Below are 25591 nucleotides of genomic sequence, written 5' to 3' on the forward strand. Positions count from 1 at the left end.
TTAATTATTTTTGAATTAAAAAATCGTTTTATACATTTTTTTCAAGTATTGAGAACGAACAAAGTAAAAGTATATAATTTGCAAAACTAAGAAACAAATTAATACCATAACTGAACTACCCAAGACTGAAAAATTGGCTAACTTTTGTAAGGCCATAAAAGCAACCGTACTATGTGTAATCGCTATTGAAATTGGTAAAAAGAATAACAATGTAAGTTGACGTGACACAACTTTCTTTAATTCCGGTTTGCTTAAACCGACCTTTGCTATCATTTTATATTGCTGCTGATTTCGTTCTAAGTCTGTGTATAACCGGAAATATAAAAAGCTTGCGGCAAACGTAAAGAAAACAATGCCTATTAATACACTCATGATAGATGCAAGTCCAAACCCTTGCCTCATCTCTATCCATGTAAGAATTAAAGCCGAAAATGTATATTTTTCGCTGTCTACTATATGCTCATTTATACCTTTATTATCCTTCTGAAAAGCAGCTACAATATTTTCCGCAACTTTTTTTGTTTTCTCCCAATCTTTCACAATAAAACCATTAATAGTGTTTTCAAAATAGTAATTCTCTGGATCCGGTATCATTTGATTATATACAGCGTCTGGTACAATAATTATCGTTACTCTTGTATCTTGTAATTCTTTCGGAGTAAGTATTTTATTTACATGCATATCTTTTTTTATATCTCTATACAACAATTGAAAGTTATTTTGATTAGATTTTGTATTAGCAACTTTTCTTGAAGGTATGACAACACTATCATTTTCATCTTTTAAGCTTTCTTTTTCAAAACCAAATGCCTTAGCTAACTTATTATAATCACTTAATTTTATAACGGTTGATAATAAATTACTGTTATAGAGAGTATCTCGAATTTGTTTTATTGAATAAGTCACCTGTTTGAAATTAAACTCACCATCATGGAGTTCGCTTTCTATTTTTTTTAAATGTTCTTTTTCTAAATGGTTATTATTATAAGACTGATAAGAAAATGCAAAAGGACTTTCCGATTCAGCCATGGATGAGTTGCCTAATCCCATACAAGTCCCCACTGCAGTGAAGGCAACGGTAGAAATAATAGTGACCATAAAAAACATTTTTGCATTATCTTTTAATTGATACACTAAATCTGAGATGGTTAGTATGTTTGTTTTCTTAAAGAAAATATTTTCCCTTTTCTTTAATGCACGTAACACATACACACTGAGCTGGGTAAATAAGAAGTACGTTCCAAGTACAACAAAGCTCACCCCTGCCCCCATCATGAATAATACATAATTCGAACCCTTGTACTGAATTGCGTTAATACTATGGAAAACAGCCGTATATCCTAATCCCATACAAATAAGTGCGAATAAAGATAGCCAAAAGGATGCTTTTGGTTCAGGCTTTGGCTTTTCCTCTGCTTTTATTAATTCTACTAATTGCTCTACATTTACTAGTCGAGTAGTGAAAAGTGAAATAAATAAAAATAGTAAGAAGAAAGCTCCAAATGTTATTCCAATTGCTTTAAAGGGCATGTAAAATGGGAGTCCTTTATCAATTATTAACAGATTGTTGCTCATAATTAAGATAAACTTAGAGAACGCCATTCCAATTGTAATTCCTGTTAAAATAGAAGCGATACCAATTATTATATTTTCAATAAATACTAATTTATTCAACTGTGAACGTGACATCCCATGTAGCATTAGAATTCCAAAATCTTTTTTTCTTGTTTTTAAAAATGCACTTACAGAATATAGGATAAAGAAGAATGAGAAGAAAAATATTAACCCCTGCGATATCTGTAGTCCTGACTTTGCAACTGTATTGATTGTTACACTGGTAGCAAGATTGCCTTGTAAATTAGGATGAAATGCAAGTAATGCATAAGTAAAGAAAATCATAATAGCAAACGTACTACTTAAAAAATGAGCCAAATATGTTCGTTTACTTCGAATGACGTTATTAAACGCGAACTGTCGAAAAGTCATTTGCATTTCCTCCTAACAATGCTAAAACCTCTAGAATTTTTTGATAGAATACTTTGCGATTATCTCCACAATAAATCTCATTGTATAACTGTCCATCTTTGATAAACACAATTCGATCACAATAACTTGCAGCCATTGCATCATGTGTCACTAACATCATCGTTGTGCTATTTTCTTTATTAAGCCTTGTCAATAGTTCCATCACATCACGCGCTGATTTTGAATCCAGATTTCCTGTAGGTTCATCTGCAAGTAATAATTTTGGATTATGAATAGTAGCACGCGCGATTGCGGTTCTTTGTGCTTGTCCCCCAGAAATTTCATACGTACGTTTATCTAATATTTCAGTTATCCCAAGTTTTTCAGCAATAGCTTCCACTTTCCTTTCCATTTCTCTAGGATTTACACCATCAAGCGTAAGTGGAAGAACAATATTTTCTTTCACTGTCAATGTATTAAGGAGATTAAATGATTGAAAAACAAACCCTAATTCACGTCTCCGAAATAAAGACAACTGATCTGGAGATAACAGATATGGATTTTCTCCATGAATTACTACTTCTCCTGATGTTGGAGCATCTATAGTAGACACCATATTTAATAGCGTTGTTTTACCACTCCCAGATGGCCCCATAATTCCTACAAATTCACCTTTGTTTATTTTTAAATCAATATGGGATAATGCTGTATATGAAATTTTCCCAGGATAAACTTTCCCTAAATCTGAAACATGTAGTATCTCCACAAGTATTTCACCTTCCATTTCTCTTTTCGATACATGAAGTGTAACCTATATATAGTATGTCTCATATCGATTTCCCTAACATTTATCTAACAAGTTTGTAAGATTCAAAAGAAAAAACCGATGAAAAGTTTACCTTTCATCGGTTAACGAGATGCATACGGGAATATTATTCTAACTATTGTTCCCTTATCTACCTCAGATTCTAGCTCAATCTTATGATTTAATTTTCCACATACTTCTTTAACAAGATATAATCCCATGCCAGTAGACTCTTTAAATTTTCTACCGTTTTCTCCAGTATAAAATGGATGGAAAACACGTGGTAAATCCGCAGTAGGGATACCCACTCCATAATCTCTTACTTCCAAAATAATTGCTCGTCCTTTGGAATACGCCGATACTATTACTTTCTCTTTCTTACTTGATGAATATTTAATTGCATTTGACAGCACTTGATTGAGTATAAATCGAAACCACTTCTTATCTGTTTCTACAATAAGACTCGGATCTACTTTTACCTGTGGATACACATAACTACGTATAAACAGACGTTTATTTTCATGAATAACAGAATCAATCATTCCCAATAATTGCAATCTGTCTACATGAAAATCTTGTTCAAATGTTTCTAAACGAGCAACATATAAGACCATTTCTAATCCTTTTTTTATTCTTTCCGTTTCTTCATTAATACTGTCAAATCGAGAGTCATCTGCATCTTGTGTAATTAACTCAATAACAGAAAGAGGTGTTTTCATTTGATGAACCCACTGATTCATAAAGGTCATTTGTTCTTGTTGTTTTCGTTCCCATTTTTTTAATTGGTTTTGATAATATTGATATTGAGTTTGTAGTAATTTATCTAAGGCCATTGATAATGGAGTCAAATCACTATCTTTTATTGACTCATTTAACGTTTCCATTGGTGTTGATAGACGCTTGTAGAATGAACGATGACTATAATAACGATATATTAGATAACCCATTAATAAAAAAACACCCAAAAATACAGAATATAATGCTGTCAAAATATGTGGATAACCATCAAACCAATATATAAAAAGAATGATAAGCAATTGGGAAAATGTATAACAAATGAGTGGAATATGTTCTTGTAAAAATAATTTCATTATTCCTTTCCTTCCTTCTCCCAAGTAGCATGCAAACGATATCCAGCACCACGAACTGTCTCCAGTGCGTTTTCAATACCTAAATCTTGCAACTTCCTTCTAATTCTCCCTATATTTACACTCAATGTATTCTCGTCTATATATGAACTATCCCATAGTTGTTCCAAAATCACTTCACGTTTTACAAGAAGTGGAGACTTTGTTATCAATATTTCCAATAAAGTTGTTTCTTTTTTAGTAAGTATAATTGTCTTATCTTCTAGTTGAAGTTCCATTCTTTCTGGGAACAGGAATAGTCCTGATTGCTCAACTATTCGTTCTTTTACTTTAGGAGCATATTCACCGTATGCTCTTCTGAGTTGACTACGGATTTTAGACATTACAACTTCATAATAAAAAGGTTTCGTAATATAGTCATCACCACCATTTTCTAAAGCCATAACTTGATCCATCTCTCCACTCCTTGCAGATAGAAATACAATTGGACAAGTAGAAATAGCTCGTATTTGGCGACACCAATAATAACCGTCAAAATTGGGTAAATTTACATCTAATAGCACTAAATCTGGTTTAATCTTTTGAAATGTATCTAAAACATTTTCAAAATCCTCTATCATAACACTTTGGTATCCATATTTTTCAATATGCGTTCCCAGTAATTCAGCGATTTTTATATCATCTTCTACAATCATGATTGTATTCATATCTTTCTCTCCTCTAATGGCAGTGTGATTTTTAAAGTTCGTTTGGCTTTTTATATTTAATTTATTTAATAGAGTTGATATATTACATGCATCCTTAAATGCAATTAATATAAAACAAAGCATATATTTGTTGTTTTTTTAAAAAAATTTTAATACTTAGTGCGTTGATATAAGAAACCATAACACAATATTTTAATGACTTTTATCTTCGTGACTTTGGAATAATGTTTAATTTAACATAACTTGCTACTTCATTTCAATTTCACAAAAAATATATTGTAAGTGCTATATTAATCAGATATTAAAATTGCCAACTATTTTATACAGACTTTACTACTAGCGTTAGTTTATTGGATATTAAGAATTTCAATTATTAAATCCAACTATTTGCTAGACTCATACCAAATATGAATTCTTCTTCATCTAAACTATTAGTTTTTTTGTAGTAAAAAAACTACATCCCATATAGAATGTAGTTTTTCTAGCTGATTTATTTATTTTTCACTTCATTTTTATAAAAAGTAAATAATGGTTCAATGGCTGGACTAGATAAAAGAGGAATTGCCTTCTCAATCAATTCTCTATCCCAATCAAACCAACGCATTTCCATTAGCATATTAATTTCTGTATCAGTGAACCGTTTTTTTATTTCCTTAGCAGGATTACCGCCCACTATTGTATATGGCGGAGCATCTTTACATACGACAGATCCTGCCGCAACGATTGCACCTTCACCGATTGTAACGCCAGGCATTATTGTAGCATTCATACCAATCCAGGCATCACTTTTAATGACTGTATCACCCTTCGGTTCATAAGATTGTCCGATTTGCTCAGCGAATGGATACACTGTAATCCATTCAGCGTGATGATTATGATTCCCACCCATTAGAATGACAACTCCACTTGCAATACAAACATAATTTCCAATAATGAGCTTATCAAGATGCCAACCCATCTGTTCAATTGGATTGAAAAGTGTTTGGGACTTAGCATCGCCCCATAAATACCTTACACAACCATCTTCAAAATTTTGATTTCCATAATACCCTGAATAATAGGAGTACTCTCCTACTTCAATGAGTGGATTTGTTACTATATCTTTTAAATACTTTGTTTCAGACCAATGATTAAATAATGGATGCTTCATAACTATATTCCTCGCTTCTAAGTATTGTAGATTTTTGCAATTTTCTTAGAAGCTTAATACGACAGCGACATTTTTAAACTTTTTCAAACGACGAATCATTATCTTCAAGCCTTTCAGTTATAATGAAAAATCATAACGTAATAAATTACACAAGTCAAATTAACCAAGTTATAATAAATCCGAGAATGCGGACAAGAAAACCATTTTATATTTTTTTTGAAACTCTTTATTTTTTTATTTAAATTACGGTACATGAAATTCACATGACACTCGTGTAGTAATACTTTCTCCTTATCAAGAGGATATAATATTACAGCGCACTTTTACATAGATGTAGCTTTTGAATAAAGTTTGATTAAATTAACTTAACTTAATAAACCTTGATAAAAGAGCGAATAGAAAAAGCGTGTTTTGAAAAAAAGATTGATCAAAATACGCTTTTTCTATATTCAATTGAATCATCCTTTTATAAAAAAGTTTGATGATTTTTGTGAACCTTACCAATTAAAGCGCCCGACTGTGGTAGATACATTATCCTCAATTACTTCTTGGGGTAGCGTCAGGAAAATGCGGACTTACAACGCTAAGGAAATGTCACTTATTAAAAAAGCCGATTCCCATCTCAAGGAATCGGCTTTTTAGTTCATTAAGTAAGAGGTTTGAAAAAATAGCCTATATATATTTGAACGATGAATAACTTACCTATTTTCTTGTGTTTGTTTGCATTACATAAAGAAAATTCAGAAAAACATAACGTATTATTTATCTGATTGTTTTTGCTTCTTTTTCAAATACTCCGCACGCAATTTTTCAAGTTGCTGCTTTTTATCAAATTTGGCAGGCGTCTGTTTTTCATGAAACTTTGCCACCGCTGCCTGACCTTTGTAATCCAATTGATATTTCCCCACTTTGTTCACCTACTTTTCTTGTCTTTAAAGAGAATCTATTCAACAAATATAATATACCTTATTTTACTGAAGTAAACCTTATTAGTCAAAGGAACTTAAAGTAAAAAGCTTGATAATAAGGGGAAAACCAACCTAAAAAGTCGCTTTCCTTAGGTAAGGGAAAGCAACTTTTTGTGTAGTCTTATTCAATTAAATGGCCCGATTGTTGAAGAAAGAGATACTCTGCAAAATAGATCTTTTTATCAAACTTTATTTTAAATCAACAATAGGTAAATTTCTTGGCCATTATTTTGCTTCACATAAAATTCTATACAAAAAAGCAACCTATAAATTTAGGCTGCTTTTTATTCCGTCTTTTATTACTTAGCTAATTCTTTCGTTCCCTGCATTACATCAACGAAAAATCCCCAGTTATTCACAACAGAAGAAATACTAATATGTTCATCTGGAGTGTGAACATTAAAGATATCTGGACCGAATGAAATAGCATCTAACTCAGGCATTTTTTGAACAAATACACTGCACTCAATTCCTGCATGTACTGCGAAGATTTCAGCATCTTTGCTGTATTTTTCTTGGTGCACTTTTTCGAATAAATTACGGATAGGCGAATTAGGATTATATGGCCATTCTGGATACTCAGACTCTTTTTCAAATGTTGCCCCTACTAATTCCGCAATATATTTAATTTCATCTACAATATGTTGTTTTAAGCTACTTACAGAACTTCTCACTTCGCTTCGTAATTTAATCTCATCTTGCAGTGTTTGAATAACTCCTAAATTAGTTGAGCTTTCTACAAGACCTTTAATATCCATGCTCATACTTTGTATACCATTTGGAATTAAGAATAATGAAGAAATAAGCTGTTTTTGTGTTTCTTTAGAAAAGACTTTTTCCGCCTTTTCTTCTACTTTTGTAAGTGAAACATGAACATCCGGATCAACAGCACGCAGCTCTTCTTGTAACATACGTGTCCATGATTTTAGTTTTTCTTCTACTTGCTGTACATCTTCTGCACGTAATAAAATTGTAGCTACACTTTCACGCGGAATTGCATTTGTTTTTAAGCCGCCATGAACTTCACTCATATTAAACTGAATGTGAAGTGATAAATCACGTAAAACTCGTCCTAATACTTTATTCGCATTACCGCGTTGTTTATCAATTTCCAAACCAGAATGTCCACCTTTAAGTCCCCCAACATATAGTCGGTATGTGTCCATATCTACTGACGCTTCATCCCAAATCACTGAAATCGTTTCAACTGCTTTCGCACCACCTGCGCTACTCACTAGTAATTTATGATCTTCTTCAGAATCAATATTAATAAATATTTTTCCGTCAAAATGATTTGAATCAACAGCGAATGCACCGCCCATTGTCGTTTCTTCTTCAGTTGTAATAACAACTTCTAAAGCTGGATGCGGGATGTCTGTTGAATCTAATAATGCTAATGCATATGCAACGGCAATACCATTATCAGCACCTAAAGTAGTTTCGCTTGCATATAACATATCTCCAATAATTCTTAATTCAATTGGATCTTTCTCAAAATCATGAACTGTCGCTTGGTTTTTTTCACACACCATATCAGAGTGCCCCTGAATGATAATAGCTGGAACATTCTCATAACCAGAAGTAGCTTCTTTTTTTATTATGACATTTAACGCTTCGTCTTGAATAACTTCTAAATTACGTTCCTTTGCGAAACTCACTAAGTAATCACTAATTTCTTTTTCATTACCTGATCCTCTAGGAATCTTTGAAATTTCTGCAAAATGATAAAATACAGGGTGCTTTGTTAATTGTTCTAAAGTAGAATACATTTTTCAAGCTCCTCTCAAAATGACGAAATAATATGTAAGTCCTTTATCATTATACCATGATTCATTATTTTACCTTTCTTCTAACGTTCTAAATATTTAATATAAACCATTCATTTTATCCTTCTATAGTTCCATTTAACGTAAATAACCTTTACTCTTACAAGATTGTAAGGGTGTTATAATTAAAAACAATTTTTCTAATATAAAAATAGTCGTATACTTTTTAAAGAAACAAATTGAAGGAGATAAGGAATATGAAAAAGCTTTTTGCTGTTATTACACTATGTTTATTATTTTACTATTGGCTGCGAGAGAGCATCACTACATAGAATTGGTAAGGATGTATATTACGTACATGTAAAAGGCGAAAGCGTTATTGAAAAAGTAGAAGGTAGAAGCTTACGGAACTACACGTTACCCGCATATGATGAAGACGGAGCAAAAAAACAAATTACATTTAGAAGTACTAAAAAAGAAAACGACCATAAATTAAATGAAAACGCGTTTTTAAGCCTTTATGTAGATCAAGATGATAAAGATAAAAATGAAATTTCATCTATTGAAGTGAAATCCTATGAAGAAATTCAGAAAGCAGATTTACCTGAAAAAGTAAAAAAGAAGTTTAATGTTAACTAATTTATAACTTTAATTAGTTTCATCCCTACTAATTATTAATCCGCAAATAACGGAATAAAAAATAAAAGAAAATGCCTATGCATTTTCTTTTATTTTTTTCTCTTTTATATATTTCGAACTATTACGATTCATAAGCTTTTCTAACCGATTTATATTTTCCGTTAATGCACCTTTCACAAGAGAGAAATCTGTATTCGATTCTTCCTTTTTTTCTTTAAAAAACGAAGATTTTTGTACATTTATTTCTGCCATCTCTTCTCCCCCTTTTATAAAAAAATACAACCTTTTATTTATATTATATAGCAAATGCAAACAGAGTGTACATGTATCATTTTCTTTTTAATTCTTCTACTTGCTGCATAGTATCTCCTTTTATTAAAGAGAAATCTCTTGTATCTTCAACTTCTACCTGGCATTCTATCTTTTGTATTTTTGTTAATTATCATAAAATTACCAATATTAATCTACTATTTAATAATAATATTTGATATTATATAAAAGTAGATTTTAATGGGATTATCACCTAATATATTTTTGATTAAAATAATTTCTCATATAAGAAGGTTAACCATATTGAATATTATCGTGACTCCAGAATTATTAGAAGCTACTGCTAACATATATATTGATAACACTTCAAACGTTACATATCAGAGCTTAGATGGTATTGCACATAAAATTGAAGCAATTTCAGACGATAGTTTATTTTTAGAATCTAAAAATTTATTGCAGATAGTATTTCAAGAAGGGGAAAAAGAAAGCAAAATTGTAGGAACTCTCCCAAACCGTCTGGTACAAAATATCGAAGAATTATTCCCACTGTCTATTCAAGAAGGGAAAACAATGTTAATAGAGAATGGCTTTAATTCCTTATATGCTGAGAATTTTATAAAGGATTTAAAAACAACGCAGTCTATCTATACTATTATGCGTCTAGATACAACAGAAAAGGATGAAGTTATTTCTGATAATGGATTCTTTGTTATTGAATCACCAAACACTCAATGGCTATTAACTCGAAATATAATAAATGATTCCTTTGATATAACTTATTTAACCAAAAATCTTTTCGAAAATGAAATAGAAAAACTAATAAAACATTAATCCTTTAAGACGGGAGTATATTTATATTGAATAAACAACAGAATTCTAATAAAAAAAAGGAAAGCCTTTTTGAAAATAGGATATTACCTATCATCACTGTTCTTTCAGGTGTAATTCTACTAGTGTACAAAGGATTAGAATTTATTTCAAAGTATATACTACTTTTAATATTATTTGCCCTAATTATTGCTTCGTTATACTTATTGTTTATGAAAGAAGTAGTTGGTGCTACTGTCGGATTTATTTTTGCAGCTCTTGGGTATTATATGTATAAAATCATTTTTAAACAAAAAAAGAAATAGTGTATAAACAAATCATAAAAAGATAATTTAAAAGAGAATGCTTTTACGCATTCTCTTTTAAATTATCTTCTTTTATATACTTATATGGGGTGTCCTCCATAAATTTTTCTAATCGATTCACATCTTGAGTCAATGCACCCTTCACAAGAGAGAAATCTGTATTTGCTTCTTCTTTTTTTTCTTTAAAAAACGAAGAATTTTGTACATTTATTTCAGCCATCTCTTCTCCCCCTTTTCAAAAAGATACAACCTTTTATTTATATTATATAGCAAATGCAGACAGAGTGTACACGTATCATTTTCTTTTTAATTCTTCTTCTAACTCTTCTACTTGCTGCAAAGTATCTCCTTTTATTAAAGAGAAATCTGTTGTATCTTCATTATCTTCTTTAAAAAAATCATTGTCATAATCTTTTATCACTACAATCACCTCTACGTGCTAGTGTAGGAATGATTGTCCAATTTTATACAAGCTTGTCTGAATTTGTTCTCCCTTTATGTATAGGTGAAAAGGACAGAAAAAGATTCTGTCCTTATTTACTAAAATAACTATGATGAATTGTTAAATTATATACATTTTCAAAATCTCGATCTTGAAGGTTATTTTTCTTCCCATCAATAACAATGAAAACATCACTAACTATTTTTGCTGGTATAATTCCGACATTTTCTACTTGCACCGCTTTCTGCTCATTCAATTGCTCGATGTGTTCTAATGGAACAATAATACTAAATTGAGAGCGGATACCACGAAAGTTTGTATTTAATTCCTTCACCGCTTCAAATACAACAATTTTCGCACCAATCTTTTCCCCATATGAATCTAAAAATGTGTTTAAGCTTTTTGTATATTCCTCTTCCGTATGCCATTCCATTGTCCCAAAGGCTGTTGGATTCACATTTTGAATAATTGTCGTATATATTTCTCCTCTTGCTTTTGAAGCAATTAATGACCTTTTAATTGATTGGACCGTCTTTCCAATATCGCTGAATTTTGCGCCCCATATTTCTGAAATATTTGGTGTCAAAATGAATGCAATATCAACGAAAATTACCATCGCAGTAAACATTAAAAGATTTTTCCAGAGGGTTAAATCTATTCCTTTTATCGTGAAATAAACTGTGACTGATGTTATGAACAAACCGTACCACGTTTTTCGAATTCGTTGTTTCTTCTCCTCGTACAACTCTTCATTTCTCCAATAAAAGAAAACAAGAACAATAAAGACGATTGCTAAAATAAATAAGCCAATTCGAATGTTAGAGATCGTCAATCACATCACCCTCCATTCCAAAACTACTCACGATACCATTACATGCACAAACAGCTCTCTTTATGACAAAAGACGTGGACAACCTTCTAAAGTTAGCAACATCGCATATACATTAGAAGCAGGCCACGTCTTTTATCCCGCATTAACGGGCAGTAAGAGCCCCCACCTCAAAATTCAGCGAAAGCAAAGACGTTAGGTGAGGGATAAACTGCCCATAAAAGCCCGATTGGTGAAGGCTAATACTCAGTGCGGGATGAACACCCTCCACTGATTAAAGTTTCACTTTATCATGAATCTACATTGTATATGTAGACAAGCATGCGTTTCAAATTTTCATGTTAAAAAGAAATATGTTTCGGAATTTCCCCTTCAGGTACTTCTCCATCCATACTTAAGTAATAATGACGAATCGGACGTAATTTTTCATCTAACTCATAAACAAGCGGAATGCTAGTTGGAATATTTAATGAAACAACACCATCACTTGAAAGGTTGTCTAAGTATTTCACTAGCGAACGAATTGTATTACCGTGCGATGAAATAATTACTTTCTCACCACTTTTTAATGACGGTACAATTTCTGAATGCCAATAATCAACTACTCTTTTCTCCGTATCCTCTAAACATTCAGTCAATGGGAATTCATCTTTTTTTAACGTTTTATATCTTGGATTGTTCGCCTCATATCGAGGATCATCTTCAGTAAGTGCAGGCGGTCTCACATCTATACTTCTTCTCCAAATATGAACTTGTTCATCTCCATATTTTTTTGCAGTTTCGTCTTTATTCAATCCTTGTAGTGCACCATAATGGCGTTCATTCAACTTCCATGAGTTATGTATAGGGACCCAAGTGAGATCCATTTCATGCAGTACAATCCATAATGTACGAATTGCTCGTTTTAGTACCGAGGTATACGCAACATCAAATGTATATCCATTCTTTTTTAATATTGTTCCTGCTTCTCTCGCTTCACTTAATCCATTCTTTGATAAATCCACATCTGTCCATCCTGTAAATCGATTTTCAAGATTCCACAAACTTTGTCCGTGACGAATGAGTACAAGTTTTATCATTATAATTCCCCTCTCGGAAATATGAATTTTAAAATTTCAATACGTACACATATAAAGTTTTTGGCAATGTGAATTTTTTATCCATAGTTGCCAAATATACAGATAAAAATTTATGATTTTTCAAACTACAAAACAAGATACTGTTTCTATCTTTTATTCTACTGGTATTTCACGCTTAGACGTCCATGCATCAAATCCTGAACGGCTATTTGCCATTTCATTCATAACTTGATGCCAATTTTCTTCACATGATTCGCCAAACTGTGAGAAAATAGCTCCCATTTGTTCTCTTTGAACATCGCTCAGTTTTTTCTCTAAGTCTGTTCCTTCTTCTGTTAAAGACAGCTGTTTCACACGACGATCATGTGCAGCTTCATTACTCTCAATAAGTCCTTTATCTAACAGTTGGCGCAACGGTCCGTGAAGAGCTTGTTTACTTATTTCTAAAAGTGATAGCAGTTCATTTACACTAAGCCCTGGAAAACGAGCGATAAAAAACAGAATTCTATGATGTACACGCTGTATACTATACTCTTTTATTATTTCATCTGGTTTTTCTGTAAAAGTTTTATATGCAAAGTAAAATAATGCTAATGCCTCATTCATTTGCTCTTCTTTATGTTGTGTCATCTACTTTCCCCCTGTATGTAAATTATACCACAACTCAATTATGAATAATTAAGTTGGTATATTGAGCCTAATTTCTTCATTCTAAAACCAACAAATTTCAACTATTATATTTTTTGAAGGTTGTTTAATTCGTAAATTATACCTTCAAATAAAGTATCCAAATTATTTTTTAAAGAATTCTTAAGGAAATAGGTTAAATTCAAATGATAAATATTGTAAAATTTATTTATTAATATTTTTTTAAAAACTCAATTGTGATTGGAGTGTTATTGTATGCAAACAAAAAAAGTTTATCTTTATGTATTTAATACGATGTCAGACTGGGAATATGGACATTTAATTGCAGAACTAAACTCAGGAAGATATTTCAAAAAAGAGTTAGCCCCTTTAAAGGTAGTTACAGTAGGAGCTAATAATGAAATTATTACTACGATGGGAGGACTGAGCATAAAGCCAGATATTTCCCTGGATGAATGTACTCTTGAGAGTAACGATCTTTTAGTTTTACCTGGAGGGACTACTTGGGGGGAAAGCATTCATCACCCTATCTTAAAAAAAATTGGTGAAGCGTTAAAACTCGGCACTATTGTTGCTGCCATTTGTGGTGCAACTGAGGGGTTAGCGAATTTTGGATACCTAGATTCTAGAAAACATACAAGCAATGATTTAGAATATATTAAAATGGTTTGTCCTAATTATAAAGGAGAACAACTTTATAAGATGGAACCTGCAGTATGTGATGAAAATTTGATTACTGCATCAGGAGTAGCTCCTCTGGAATTTGCAATGGAAGTATTGAAAAAAATTGATGTATTTGCACCAGATACGTTACATTCATGGTATAACCTAAATAAGACTTATAAGCCTGAATACTTCTTCCAGTTAATGAATTCAATTACTAGATAAGCTGAAAAATTAAATTAGCAGTTTTATATTATATAAAAAACTTAAAAAGCACCCCTAAAGTCGTTATAAATACAACCGATGACGGTTGTAAAACAAAAAATAAAAGGGATGATACATATTTATCTTGTATCATCCCTTTTATTTTTTATAACATTAATATCACCATATTATTTTAATTATTCATCTCCAGCAAGAGTTAACTGCCAAGACACACCATACTTATCATTTAACCAGCCAAACTTTTTACTAAACGGATATGAACCTAAAGGCATAAGAACTTTTCCATCTTGTGCTAGTTTATTAAAAACTGTTTCGATTTCCTTTTCCGTATCACAAGTTACATAAAGAGACATAGCTGGAGTGAATGTAAAATCATGCTTTACATAACTATCAATACACATAAACTCTTGTCCATTTAGCGTAAAAGTTGCATGAATTACAGTTCCCTCTTTACCTGGTCCATTCTCATCATAACGAGAGATACTTACAATTTCTGATTGATTAAATAGCGATGTGTAAAAATTCATCGCTTCCTCAGCTTTGCCCTCAAACATTAAAAACGTAGTGATTTTTTGATTTGTGTTACCCATTTAGAGACATCCCCTTGTTATGTATTTATGCAAAACATACATCGGACAATAAAACCGAACACATATTCTTATAAGTGTATTGTCTATAAAAACGATGAGTTTGTCAATTATCTATGTTTTATTTCTTCTTAAATAATGCTGTCCAAAGAAATGATTCTCCAAACATATGATTTGGTTGTTCAATTTGCTTCATCTTTCTAATTTCAACCACTTCAAACTCATTAAATATCTCTCTTAATTTTTCTTCTGAATAAGCAAGACCACCTTGCAGACTCCAGCTTCTATATACATCCCAATCTGTTATTTCTGATCCATTTCGCTCATCTAAATCGCCTGCTGCAAAACATGTTAATCCGAAATAACCACCCGATTTTAATGAGTTTTTAACTAAATCAACATAATTCATTCTTCTATGTGGTGGAATGTGATGCAAGCAACCGGAATCATATACAAAATCATATTCATCTTGAAAATCCAAATTAAAAATCGATTCACAAACAAATTGTATGTCTATTCCGTTTTCTAACGCCCTCTCTTTGGCCCAATTAATCCCTTCTATAGACAAATCGACTGCTGTTACATCAAGTCCTTGTTTCGCTAAATAAATTGCATTTCTTCCTGGACCACATCCAAGCTCTAACACTTCTCCTTTTGAAATCCATTCTTTTTGTATATATGAAACTAAATTCTCATCTGGAATATTTGCAAAAAAAGGAACATCCTTTTCTCTATTTGTGTAAAATTCATTCCAAAATGGTACTGCAGGTCTTAATAAAGAATCCAGCATTTTTAATATATCTTCTTGCGTGTGTAACGTTTCACTTTTCATTTATACCCCTCCATAATCAATAGTCAGAAAATTATTATATCTCTTTTTAAACCTTCAAACAAAGAAAAAACTCCTATATTCAATAGGAGTCAAAAATATTATCTCTTTAAAATCCAAGTACAGTTAACCATTTTAACAACTGCTCTTCTCGCACCTTCAAATCATCGTTTCTATACTTACCCATCTGTATTTCGCTAACAATTTCTCCGTCCACCATAAAAAGAACTCTTTCTGTTTTAGCTGCTACCTTTACGTCATGAGTAACTAGCAAAATTGTAGTTCCCGTACGGTTTATATGTGCTAAAATATCCATTACTTCTTCTGTCGCTTTTAAATTCAAAGCACCCGTTGGTTCGTCAGCAAAAATAATATTAGGTTTATTTATGAGTGCTCTACAAATAGATACCCTTTGTAATTCTCCTCCTGATGCTTCAGTTATATTATTAGTTGCAATTTGACTAATTCCCATTTTTTTCATCAATTCAAGTGCACGTTTATTTATTATTTTCCTGCTCTCAAATTTTGCTAAATACGCAGGCAAAACTATATTATCAAAAAGATTCAAATTTCTAAGAAGATTGCTCTGTTGAAAAATAAATCCCATTTCGCTGAGTCGTAATTTTGCTAACACCTCTTCTTTCATACATGTTATTTCTTTACTATCAACTTTCACACTTCCTGATGACATTTGATCCATTCCGCTAATATTATATAGTAACGTCGATTTCCCTGAACCAGAAGGTCCCATGACCGATATAAACTCTCCCTCATAAATCTCTAAATTTATATTTTTTAACATATGGTAAGTTTTATTTCCATCCATTGCGTATTCTTTATTTAATTGTTTTACTTCTAAATTTTTTTTCAAATTACACATCTCCTACTCCCCATTTAGCTTTAAATCATTTGTTTGTTTCACTGTAAAACTACTGAAAATTGTTGCTACGGTCACAGATATAAATAAAATAGCTGGACATATTACATAAGAAATGATCGGATTAACAACAAACTTTATGTGAGCTGCTCCCATAAATGAACCTAACCAGCTTATTAGTGTTTCTCCAAACGTAGCAGCTATAAATGTCCCTGTTAAAATACCTACTAATACTATAGAAATAGAACGAGTAACATATTGTATACGAATATCTTTGTATGAAAAGCCGATACTTTTCATAATTAATATTTGCGAAGAATCTTTTACCAATAACATTTTAAAAAACATCGCAGTTATTAAAACCGATATCAATATAGCAATCAAAATTGCCACTTGTGTCACGAGTCTTAATTGTTTAATTGTCTCTCCTAAAGTTTGAGATAAATAATTATCCGTATCTGTTATTTTTGCAGAATTAAAATTTTGTTTATACTCCTTCACTTTTTCTTGTAGATTCACTTTGGGTTTCATATCTACATTTACTACGTACCATAATATATTTTCTTTATTATAAGAAAAACTCGCTTTAGCTGTTTTTCCTCCATTCGTTACATCTTGATATATACCACTAATAGTTAGCATTTTCTCTTTTCCTTCTACAAATAAAACGATTTCATCCCCTATATTCTTTTTTAATTCATTTGCGTTCATATAAGAGAGAGCGATCTCATTTTCATTTTTTGGTGCCATACCTTGAACATATTCTATTGGAAATTGGGCGAAATCTCCCACTTCTACATTTAAGTTTTCATGTGTACCATCAGCTTTCACCATTTTAAATGTACTCGTCACAAATGCTGCATATTTTTCTACCTCTTCATCGTTTCCGACATACGATATAACGTCATTAAACCGTTTTTCTATATTTTCAGATTGCTGTAAATCTATTCGTATATCACTCTTTCCTGTTCCCATATAATTAACAAATTGCGGTGACTGAATCGTGTACAAAAAGTTAACTGGTACAACAATCATGAACACTGCAATAATTAAAACGATACTTAATACTCGATATAACTTAAATCGTTTCACTACATCTTGTATACCAATAAATATATTTACATTTGTAATTTTAGTTTGATAGAGAGAAAAAAATCTTCTAATCTTTCTTTTTCCTAGTTTATCTCTTGATCGTAAAGCGTCTATTGCTGTAATTCTTCTAAAATTCCGCAAAATGATGCGGCAAAAAAGGATAACGGCTAGAAATAACAATGTTGTGACTATCAATGGCACAACATAATATAAAATACTTTTATTAGCTGTCCCCATATAAAGTGCGATGTTAGAGGTAAATATTTTTGTAACAAATAACGAAAGGATATATCCACATATACATCCGATAGCGGAAATAACAACATATTTTGTTACATATAGTTTTTGAATATCTTTACTTTGAATGCCGATAGCTTTCATAACACCAATTTCCCGATAATCTTCTTCCATTGAAGTCATAATCGTAAATCTAATACATAAAATCGCGATTAGCATTAATAATGCACTTATTATGATAAGTACTGCAGCTATTATTCCATCTGTTAATGAATTGAGTGTTTTAAAGAGTGAATACGTAATAGAGGGACCTTTTTGAGGTAAGTTTGATGACTGGTATAAAGTTTCAAATTCATTTATTTTAGTTAAATCTGTTAGCTGGAATTCAATAAGATATTCACTTTCTCCAAAATTCCCCTTTATTCTTTCGAAGTCTTCATCGCTTATTACAAATCGTTTTGAACTAACAAGTGATGGGTTCATTTGAACATCACGAACAAATGCCGAAATAGTAAATTCTAGCTCATTATTATTTTTAACAACCCAAATTTTATCTCCAATACGCAAATTATATTTTTGCATATAATAAATTGGTACACCTATTTCCCCTTTCCTAACATCGATCAATTCATTATTTAAATCTAATAAAAAGTCAAAAATAGTATTTTGCTTAACGAAGCTAATGTCCATTACACTATTATGTTCCGCTTGATTTTTCTTCTTTATAAAAATGTTAGATCCGCCTATTTGAACCATCTCTGCTGTTTGTTGTTTTTTTACAAAAGGAGTTTGCGCTACAAATGAATCAATTGACTTTTGGTTTATTTCTCCGGCATGCATTTGTACGAAGTGCGGTGCGTTTGATACTTTAAACAATTGATCCGTTGAGTTCAATAGATTTATAACGTTACTTGAAGCACTTGCGATTAAAAGACTTGATAACATGATAAACATAAATAGAATGGTAATTATCATTTTATTTTGAGAGAAATCTCTTTTTAACATTCTCCTAATCATATGGAGCTAGTTCCCTTCATTCCATAATATTTTCTTCGTCACCATCGCTATTATTATCATTATGAAACTAATAACTAATATAGGTAAATAAATTTTCATACTGAATCCTTCAAACATAAAACCATAAATGACTTGCCCAATTGGTGCCATACATTGAGATACCGCTGTTATAATTGCCATTACTTTTCCTAGGTTTTCATTTGGTGTTTTCTTTTGGACTACAGTAATCACATAGATGGATACAATTGTCACGATCATTGCAATTAGAATAGAAGAAAGTATAAAGAGGATAAATGGTGGATAGTATCCTAAATTAAGAATAACTGGCGTAACTGATAGTGCCATTGGTAGTACTAATAAAGCTATTAAAAGCATCCAGTAATACAATGTTTTCATCTGTAGCTTTTTCGCAAAAAAACCTATCGATAATGCACCTAAAATAGTAGCAAAATCGATCAATCCCATTCCAATTCCATATAACGTGTCGCTACTTTCCATTGTTACTCGTATAATAATTGGAGCGCCAACAACAAATAGCGGTGTAAGTATTAAATTTAGTAATGCAGCTAAAAGCATAGATTTCAAAATAAATGGTTGTTTTAAAACATATATAAATCCTTCTTTCATATCCTTTACAATTGTCGGTATTATATGGCTTTCTCGTGCTCTTTTTATAAAAGGTATTTTAATAAACATTTCTAAAATCGCAGATAAAAAGAAAGCAAGACAACTTATTATTACAAGCATTTTCAAACCAATTATGCCGTACAATATTCCTCCAAATACAGGAGCAACTATATTTGACAATGATTGCACACCATTTACGATACCGTTCGCTTGCTCTAACTTATTCTCTGGAACTAATTGCGGAATACTCGCCATTACAACAGGTGAATACATTGCACTAACGACTGCTAGTAAAAACATAATTGTTCCAATCAATATAATAGATACAGGTCCAGTAAATAACAAAACTATAAAGCTTAATACAATCGCAGCGTTGATGAAGTCAAAAATAACCATTAAATCACGGCGATTGAAACGATCTGCTATCGCTCCGCCGAGAGGAGCTAGTAAAAACGGAATACTCGTTACCGCATATAATCCTGCGAATATATCAGCACGCCCTGTTATATCTAGCACATATAATGACAGGGCAAAACGTAAAAGTGTTGAACCTAAAATAGTAATAATTTGTCCACTCACCATTAAGTGAAAATCTTTCATCGAAGACCTTATACTAGCTGACATCCTTATCACACCTTTCATTCGATTCAGACCGACTGTCGGTCGATAATATCCAAACAGAAAATTACTATTTCTGTTTGATTAAAACCTCCACCATGTAATCAAAGGCTCCCTCTTTCGCTCCAACAGATGCTTCCATCATTTTGATATAAGCTTTAGCCCTCCTCATCATTTCTTCCGGCTTCCACTGGAATAAACCCTCATCAAATATGACTTGTGCTGAAGAGAGTAATAATTCAATCGTTTCTTGTGGGTATGGAGTAGAAAATATGCCTTCAGCGATTCCTTGTTCTAAAATCTCTGCTAAAACAGGAGATAAATGAATAATTGATTGTACTATACTTTTTTGATGCATTTCCGCATTATTTGGCTGATGAAATTGTTCAATCATTTTATCTTTTACATCTCCTGATTTTGGTGATTGTTCCATTAAAACTCGAAATAACTTATCCAAAACTGGGATATTAGGGTTAGAGACAATTGCTTTCGCTTTAGCAACATCCGCTTTAATAATCCTCATAATAATTTCATCCATTACTTCTTCTTTCGACTTAAAATAATGATAAAACGTCCCCTTTGCTATACCAATCTCTTTTAAAATGTCATTTACTGTAGTTTTCGTATACCCTTTTGTAACAAACAAACGTTCAGCAGTTTCTAAAATTTCATTTCTACGTTCCCCATATTCTTTTACGATCCTCATTCATGTACTCCTTCCTATGGACCGACTGTCGGTTTATTTAAAGTATATGTTTAGTATGTGAAAAGTTTCCTGTTATCGTACATATACAACAACCTACTTTATATTTCCTTTATGAATTTTAAAATTTATTTTTAATACGGTGAATGAAATTTTAAAGGTTGTTTCTATGTAATCACCCTTGTCCTTATATCGACTTCGTTGTATAAAAACAAAAAAGAGCCGCAACACTTTGCGACTCTTTTTGAATAATAACTATTTAACGGCCACGTCTTTGCTGACCTTGTTTTGTACTACTTTTCTTATTACTTGGCTTATTAAATGATCGATTGTTATCATTTCTAGAACTATTTCTTGAATCGTTTCTTGGACCACCTTTTGAACCACTTCTTGAACCTTCACGGCTATCTCTTTGACGATATTGACCTGATTTCTTTGGAGCCGGCTTTTGTACCGGTTTTCCATTTTCATCTACATTTTTTATCATCGGTTGTTCGATTATTTGTCTTTGTATTGGTGCACCAAGCGTTTTTTCAATTTCTTCTAAATGTTTTTCATCTTTCGCTGCAACGAACGTAATTGCAAGACCTGATCCACCTGCACGTCCTGTTCGGCCAATGCGGTGAATATAACTTTCTACATCTTCAGGGATATCAAAGTTAAATACGTGCGTTACACCATCTACATCAAGTCCACGAGCTGCTACATCCGTTGCGATTAAGTACTGAATTTTAGCTTCGCGGAAACTCTTCATAACTCTTTCACGTTTCGCTTGAGGTATATCACCATGAAGTTCAGCACAATTATAACCAAGTCCCTTTAAATCATCATAAAGCTTACTTGCTCTAACCTTTGTACGACAGAAAATAACTGCTAAAAATGGCTGATCACGATCCATAACAAAACGAAGTGCATCTGGCTTTGCACGATCTGTCGTCTCAATGACACGCTGCTCAATTGTATCTACCGTTACTTCTTCACTTTGTACTTGAATCATTTGCGGCTCTTCCATATAACGTTTCGCCAATTTTTTAATATCTTTTGGCATCGTTGCTGAGAATAACATCGTTTGTTTACTATCAGGTGTCTCATCTAAAATATCTTCAATATCATATAAGAATCCGAAATAAAGCATTTGATCTGCTTCATCTAGTACAATCGTTGAAAGATTACTTAAATCAATTGTTTCACGTCGTATATGATCTAATAATCGTCCTGGTGTCGCTACAACAATATGTGTATTACCTTTTAATTTTCTCAATTGTTGTGCTACATCTTGTCCGCCATATATCGCTAGTACATTAATATCTTCTCTTTGAACAAGCATTTTTTTAATTTCAGTTGTAATTTGCAGTGCTAGTTCCCTTGTTGGTGCAACAATTAAAGCCTGAACATCACTAGACTCTGGATCGATTTTTTCTAAAATCGGTAACACGAATGCTAACGTTTTACCCGTTCCTGTTTTCGCCTGCCCAATAATATCTTTACCTGACATAATAACAGGAATTGCCTTCTCCTGAATCGGTGTTGCTTCTGTAATTCCATTTTCACGTAATGTATGATTAAAAGTTTCACTAATTCCTAATTCTAAAAAGTTTTTCAAATAGACCACTTCTTTTCCTTATTTTTCACATTAGCTTTCATTGTACCATTTGTTTCGCCAAATATGAAAAATAAAAAAATTCTTATCTTCTTTTTTTATATTCATCCTGTACTAGATGAACAAATTCTTTTTGTTTTTTCTCGGATTTTATTAATGCTTCCATATTTGCAGAAGTCAAAATATACTTTTTAATTTTTCTATTACTCCAAATTAAACTTGTATACTTCGGATCTTCATGTAGATTTCGAAACCACTCTAATTCACTTAATTTTGCGATATAATGTTTTAATTTCATGTCATTTCGAGGATAAAATAACATCTGCTATTACATCAAATAATGAGCCCAAGTTATTCCCTCCTATAACTTCTTTAATGAAGATATTAACGTAATTTTAAAAATCATTGTTTCACCAATTCAAAATAAATTACACCAATATGTACATCAAGGAACTAAGTTCTACAATTTAATATGTAATACGAAAGCATTATATAACCTTCATTTTGATTTAGCATATGAGCTTATCTTTCAGAAAGATGGTTTGCAATATAAAATGGAAAAATCCTAATAGTGCATTAGAGATATTTATTATTTTTCATTATAATTTTTATAGCCTTACCATATCAATTTGGGGATTTTGTGCGTTTAGAAAACCATTTAGATACATTTAGTATTGTACGCCAATAATATAGTAGTAATAAATTTACAAATGAAGGATATAGAAAGAGTAAGGGGGCATGGTTAATTACTCATGAAGGTATAGTGCATTAGATGAATAAATAGGCTTCATTTGCAATAACATAGTATGTTTTCCCTTTACTGCTGTGTGCTTTGTACTGTGGCGAACCATTGACACTCACTTTTGCATCAATCATAAATCCCTGCATCTACAGAACCAGCTCCATCTTTATATTTCCAAGGTGGAGCATCCTAGAAACGTAGATTGTCCACTTTGAAAACAATACGTTTTCAAGGTGGACAAATAAACTGTGCTTTTCTTATCGAGTAGCAACAGATACTTCTGAAAGAAATAGACTACATCGTAATAGGGGTTATATTCACAGCTGTAATTTTACAAGTTGAAATTGCAAACCTAACGGTTGTAGTTGGATTTATAGGTAATGTCCCTAGTACTATCCCAAGTCCTGTTTGTTCCACGCTAAAATCTGCTGCAATAGAACCATTACTTGCTAAAAGACTTACTGTAGATCCGATAAACGCATCCAGTAATTGTCTAATTGGTCGTTCACGACATTCACACTCGCATCCTACATCGGTAGGTGGAAGTAATGTAATAGGTGGTCCTGGTGGTAAAAAACCTACCCCTGTTACATCAGATATATTGACCACAAAGGTTGTGGTGCCATCTGTAACTGTAACTAAAAAATCATTCACAGAAGTGATAGTAAATAGAAAGAAAAGCGGGGGCGTGTTGGGTGTGTCTGCAATAGTGCCAAGAATAACAGTTTCTCCAATAAGTTGTTGTAAAACGCTTTGCATAGGTAAAACACAGCAATCACAAAGACAACCTTCAGTTCCTCCTGTTGGGCCTGTCTCTCCTGTTGGACCCGTTACTCCCGTTGGACCCGTTACTCCTGTTGGACCCGTTACTCCTGTTGGACCCGTTACTCCCGTTGGACCCGTTACTCCTGTTGGACCCGTTACTCCTGTTGGACCCGTTACTCCTGTTGGACCCGTTACTCCTGTTGGACCCGTTACTCCTGTTGGACCCGTTACTCCTGTTGGACCCGTTACTCCCGTTGGGCCTGTCCCTCCTGTTGGACCTGTGGGTAAAGTAAATGGTGGGATTGGGGGAAGTGTAGGGCCAATTAAATTTGGATTTAATGCATTAGCTTGAAGTATCCCATTTATCTTTTGTATTTCATTTTTATCAAACACATAACTACCTCCTATGAATGTACTATACTGTAGTAATACAGTTACAAATACATAAACTTCATTGATCGTAATATAATATGTTTTCCCTATACTATTGTGCGCCTTAAATTGTACTGAACCTTCCATATTTAACTTCCTGAAAATTGTAAACACCTCACCTACATCTACAAAACCATCCACGTCTTTATCCTGCCAAGATCGAGCATCATAGAAACGTAGAATGTTAACTTTAGAAACAACACGCTTTCCTACAATAGAAGAATCTACTGTACTTTTCTTACTAAACTTCACATAGGATGGATTGTTCTTAATCCATTGCTCTCCACCAAGGTTTAACCAACCAGGCTTTTCGCCCCATTCAACATAAGCTTCTGATTTATTTAGTTGACGAATCTTAGAATAGCTTGTGTCTGGTCCTTTACGTAAATTAACGTTGTAGCCTTCAATATAAGCTATACCATCGGTTACAGCTGTTGGTACTTCTGTTGGTTTAGGTGGCTTTCAGGTACAGAAACATCCACACTAGAATTATTGTATGCCCGTTGTACATCAGCACGGGATTGAGCTCCTGATCCCCCATGAGATTTTAAATAATCAAGTTGATCTTCATGATCTGTACTGCCAAGATATTTAATCACATCGTAGTGAATCCACAATCCTTTTCCTAAAGATAACTTGTTATCTTTTAAGATTTCCGCTAAAAGTTTTACGTATTTTTCATATGAACGCTCGGGCTTTGTATGGTCTGCTGTTTCACATAACTCTACATGTACAAATCGTTTATTAGCAGCAGGTCCACCGCCATATGCAATGTATTTTATATTAGCGATTTGGATTGTTTCATCTCAATCAACAGCATATTGAACAAATGCGTTTCTTCATGTACGAGATTCATACTTTTGAATATTTCAGAAGTCGCTGTACTATGAGCTACTACGCCCTCATAAACACCTACGCCAAAACGATATGATTGTTTTGGTAAATTAGGGATAAAAAACGTTCTATTAGCAAAAATACTTGTAGCAAATGAACCAGCAAGTACTAGAATCATAAGGAACGAGGTAATTAGCTATATTAAAACCAGCTAAAATTGGAATGAATGTAAGTGATTGATTATTTATTTA

The 25591-nt window shown here is 32.4% G+C and carries 24 protein-coding genes and 5 pseudogenes; 5 read left to right on the plus strand and 24 right to left on the minus strand.

Annotation, left to right across the window (positions count from 1 at the left end; translation table 11 throughout):
• Positions 1 to 15 precede the first annotated feature (15 nt).
• The 7 genes from NSS74_RS11570 to NSS74_RS11600 form a co-directional block, all read right to left on the minus strand.
• The gene (locus NSS74_RS11570; RefSeq protein WP_002141795.1) at positions 16 to 1986 is read right to left on the minus strand and encodes an FtsX-like permease family protein; all 1971 of its coding nucleotides are present in this window, start codon (positions 1984 to 1986) and stop codon (positions 16 to 18) included.
• Complete coding sequence (locus NSS74_RS11575) at positions 1961 to 2731, minus strand: ABC transporter ATP-binding protein (protein ID WP_002141793.1); 771 nt, start codon at positions 2729 to 2731, stop codon at positions 1961 to 1963. The genes NSS74_RS11570 and NSS74_RS11575 overlap by 26 nt, the downstream gene beginning before the upstream one ends.
• A 143-nt stretch (positions 2732 to 2874) precedes the next feature.
• Positions 2875 to 3861 carry a sensor histidine kinase gene (locus NSS74_RS11580; RefSeq protein WP_002141792.1) on the minus strand — a complete coding sequence of 329 codons (987 nt, stop codon included), beginning with the start codon at positions 3859 to 3861 and terminating at the stop codon, positions 2875 to 2877.
• Positions 3861 to 4565, minus strand: coding sequence for a response regulator transcription factor (locus NSS74_RS11585; protein ID WP_002085517.1), 705 nt, complete (start codon positions 4563 to 4565; stop codon positions 3861 to 3863). Before NSS74_RS11585 ends, NSS74_RS11580 begins: the two co-directional genes overlap by 1 nt.
• Before the next feature lie 490 nt (positions 4566 to 5055).
• Positions 5056 to 5715, minus strand: coding sequence for a CatB-related O-acetyltransferase (locus NSS74_RS11590; RefSeq protein WP_002141791.1), 660 nt, complete (start codon positions 5713 to 5715; stop codon positions 5056 to 5058).
• A 758-nt stretch (positions 5716 to 6473) separates the two neighbouring features.
• Positions 6474 to 6623, minus strand: a complete 150-nt coding sequence (locus NSS74_RS11595) for a hypothetical protein (protein WP_002141789.1) — start codon at positions 6621 to 6623, stop codon at positions 6474 to 6476.
• A 359-nt stretch (positions 6624 to 6982) separates the two neighbouring features.
• Positions 6983 to 8452: an aminoacyl-histidine dipeptidase gene (locus NSS74_RS11600; RefSeq protein ID WP_002141788.1), complete on the minus strand. Its 1470-nt coding sequence runs from the start codon at positions 8450 to 8452 to the stop codon at positions 6983 to 6985.
• A gap of 254 nt (positions 8453 to 8706) precedes the next feature.
• Here NSS74_RS11600 and NSS74_RS11605 point away from each other — a divergent pair.
• Positions 8707 to 9088 (plus strand): annotated as a pseudogene (locus NSS74_RS11605) (YxeA family protein).
• Between the two features lie 75 nt (positions 9089 to 9163).
• On the opposite strand, the gene spoIISB (NSS74_RS11610) reads toward NSS74_RS11605, so the two are convergent.
• Positions 9164 to 9340 carry a stage II sporulation protein SB gene (gene spoIISB, locus NSS74_RS11610; RefSeq protein WP_002141786.1) on the minus strand — a complete coding sequence of 59 codons (177 nt, stop codon included), beginning with the start codon at positions 9338 to 9340 and terminating at the stop codon, positions 9164 to 9166.
• Positions 9341 to 9661: 321 nt separating this feature from the next.
• Here spoIISB (NSS74_RS11610) and NSS74_RS11615 point away from each other — a divergent pair, with 321 nt between their 5' ends.
• The gene (locus tag NSS74_RS11615; protein WP_040963068.1) at positions 9662 to 10192 is read left to right on the plus strand and encodes a hypothetical protein; all 531 of its coding nucleotides are present in this window, start codon (positions 9662 to 9664) and stop codon (positions 10190 to 10192) included.
• Between the two features lie 26 nt (positions 10193 to 10218).
• Entirely contained in the window at positions 10219 to 10494 is a 276-nt protein-coding gene (locus NSS74_RS11620) for a hypothetical protein (RefSeq protein ID WP_002141783.1), read from the plus strand.
• 43 nt (positions 10495 to 10537) lie between these two features.
• On the opposite strand, the gene spoIISB (NSS74_RS11625) is transcribed toward NSS74_RS11620, so the two are convergent.
• The 5 genes from spoIISB (NSS74_RS11625) to NSS74_RS11645 all read right to left on the minus strand — a co-directional run bounded on the left by spoIISB (NSS74_RS11625) (position 10538) and on the right by NSS74_RS11645 (position 13474).
• Positions 10538 to 10714 (minus strand): stage II sporulation protein SB, encoded by a 177-nt coding sequence (spoIISB, locus tag NSS74_RS11625; protein ID WP_002141782.1) that lies wholly within the window; start codon positions 10712 to 10714, stop codon positions 10538 to 10540.
• A 75-nt stretch (positions 10715 to 10789) separates the two neighbouring features.
• Complete coding sequence (locus NSS74_RS11630) at positions 10790 to 10915, minus strand: hypothetical protein (RefSeq protein ID WP_000588712.1); 126 nt, start codon at positions 10913 to 10915, stop codon at positions 10790 to 10792.
• A gap of 112 nt (positions 10916 to 11027) precedes the next feature.
• Positions 11028 to 11768, minus strand: coding sequence for a type II toxin-antitoxin system SpoIISA family toxin (locus tag NSS74_RS11635; protein ID WP_002032139.1), 741 nt, complete (start codon positions 11766 to 11768; stop codon positions 11028 to 11030).
• A gap of 338 nt (positions 11769 to 12106) precedes the next feature.
• The gene (gene gpmA / locus NSS74_RS11640; RefSeq protein ID WP_002141781.1) at positions 12107 to 12844 is read right to left on the minus strand and encodes a 2,3-diphosphoglycerate-dependent phosphoglycerate mutase; all 738 of its coding nucleotides are present in this window, start codon (positions 12842 to 12844) and stop codon (positions 12107 to 12109) included.
• A gap of 153 nt (positions 12845 to 12997) precedes the next feature.
• Complete coding sequence (locus NSS74_RS11645) at positions 12998 to 13474, minus strand: MarR family winged helix-turn-helix transcriptional regulator (protein WP_002017049.1); 477 nt, start codon at positions 13472 to 13474, stop codon at positions 12998 to 13000.
• Positions 13475 to 13747: 273 nt separating this feature from the next.
• Here NSS74_RS11645 and NSS74_RS11650 point away from each other — a divergent pair, with 273 nt between their 5' ends.
• Positions 13748 to 14380: a type 1 glutamine amidotransferase family protein gene (locus NSS74_RS11650; protein WP_002017047.1), complete on the plus strand. Its 633-nt coding sequence runs from the start codon at positions 13748 to 13750 to the stop codon at positions 14378 to 14380.
• A gap of 176 nt (positions 14381 to 14556) precedes the next feature.
• Here the strand turns inward: NSS74_RS11650 and NSS74_RS11655 are convergent, their stop codons facing one another.
• The 8 genes and pseudogenes from NSS74_RS11655 to NSS74_RS11690 all read right to left on the minus strand — a co-directional run bounded on the left by NSS74_RS11655 (position 14557) and on the right by NSS74_RS11690 (position 22917).
• Positions 14557 to 14970, minus strand: coding sequence for a VOC family protein (locus NSS74_RS11655; protein WP_002141779.1), 414 nt, complete (start codon positions 14968 to 14970; stop codon positions 14557 to 14559).
• A 118-nt stretch (positions 14971 to 15088) separates the two neighbouring features.
• Entirely contained in the window at positions 15089 to 15799 is a 711-nt protein-coding gene (locus NSS74_RS11660; RefSeq protein ID WP_002141778.1) for a class I SAM-dependent methyltransferase, read from the minus strand.
• 106 nt (positions 15800 to 15905) lie between these two features.
• Complete coding sequence (locus NSS74_RS11665) at positions 15906 to 16667, minus strand: ABC transporter ATP-binding protein (RefSeq protein ID WP_033716353.1); 762 nt, start codon at positions 16665 to 16667, stop codon at positions 15906 to 15908.
• A gap of 12 nt (positions 16668 to 16679) precedes the next feature.
• Positions 16680 to 19019 (minus strand): ABC transporter permease, encoded by a 2340-nt coding sequence (locus tag NSS74_RS11670; RefSeq protein ID WP_002141776.1) that lies wholly within the window; start codon positions 19017 to 19019, stop codon positions 16680 to 16682.
• 6 nt (positions 19020 to 19025) lie between these two features.
• Entirely contained in the window at positions 19026 to 20288 is a 1263-nt protein-coding gene (locus NSS74_RS11675) for an MFS transporter (RefSeq protein ID WP_258169442.1), read from the minus strand.
• A gap of 46 nt (positions 20289 to 20334) precedes the next feature.
• Positions 20335 to 20970 (minus strand): TetR/AcrR family transcriptional regulator, encoded by a 636-nt coding sequence (locus tag NSS74_RS11680; protein WP_002069302.1) that lies wholly within the window; start codon positions 20968 to 20970, stop codon positions 20335 to 20337.
• Between the two features lie 256 nt (positions 20971 to 21226).
• Positions 21227 to 22579: a DEAD/DEAH box helicase gene (locus tag NSS74_RS11685; RefSeq protein ID WP_002141774.1), complete on the minus strand. Its 1353-nt coding sequence runs from the start codon at positions 22577 to 22579 to the stop codon at positions 21227 to 21229.
• 73 nt (positions 22580 to 22652) lie between these two features.
• Positions 22653 to 22917, minus strand: a pseudogene (locus NSS74_RS11690) (hypothetical protein).
• Between the two features lie 18 nt (positions 22918 to 22935).
• Here NSS74_RS11690 and NSS74_RS11695 point away from each other — a divergent pair.
• Positions 22936 to 23124: pseudogene (locus tag NSS74_RS11695) on the plus strand (hypothetical protein); the annotation flags it as partial.
• 211 nt (positions 23125 to 23335) lie between these two features.
• Here the strand turns inward: NSS74_RS11695 and NSS74_RS11700 are convergent.
• The 3 genes and pseudogenes from NSS74_RS11700 to NSS74_RS11710 form a co-directional block, all read right to left on the minus strand.
• Positions 23336 to 23537, minus strand: a pseudogene (locus NSS74_RS11700) (N-acetylmuramoyl-L-alanine amidase); the annotation flags it as partial.
• A 66-nt stretch (positions 23538 to 23603) separates the two neighbouring features.
• A complete protein-coding gene (locus tag NSS74_RS11705; protein ID WP_149191130.1) occupies positions 23604 to 24467 on the minus strand; it encodes an exosporium leader peptide-containing protein in 864 nt (287 codons plus the stop codon).
• 42 nt (positions 24468 to 24509) lie between these two features.
• Positions 24510 to 25518, minus strand: a pseudogene (locus NSS74_RS11710) (N-acetylmuramoyl-L-alanine amidase); the annotation flags it as partial.
• Positions 25519 to 25591 lie beyond the last annotated feature (73 nt).

Origin of the sequence: Bacillus sp. FSL E2-8868 (assembly GCF_038005505.1) — a bacterium.
Taxonomy (GTDB): domain Bacteria; phylum Bacillota; class Bacilli; order Bacillales; family Bacillaceae_G; genus Bacillus_A; species Bacillus_A mycoides.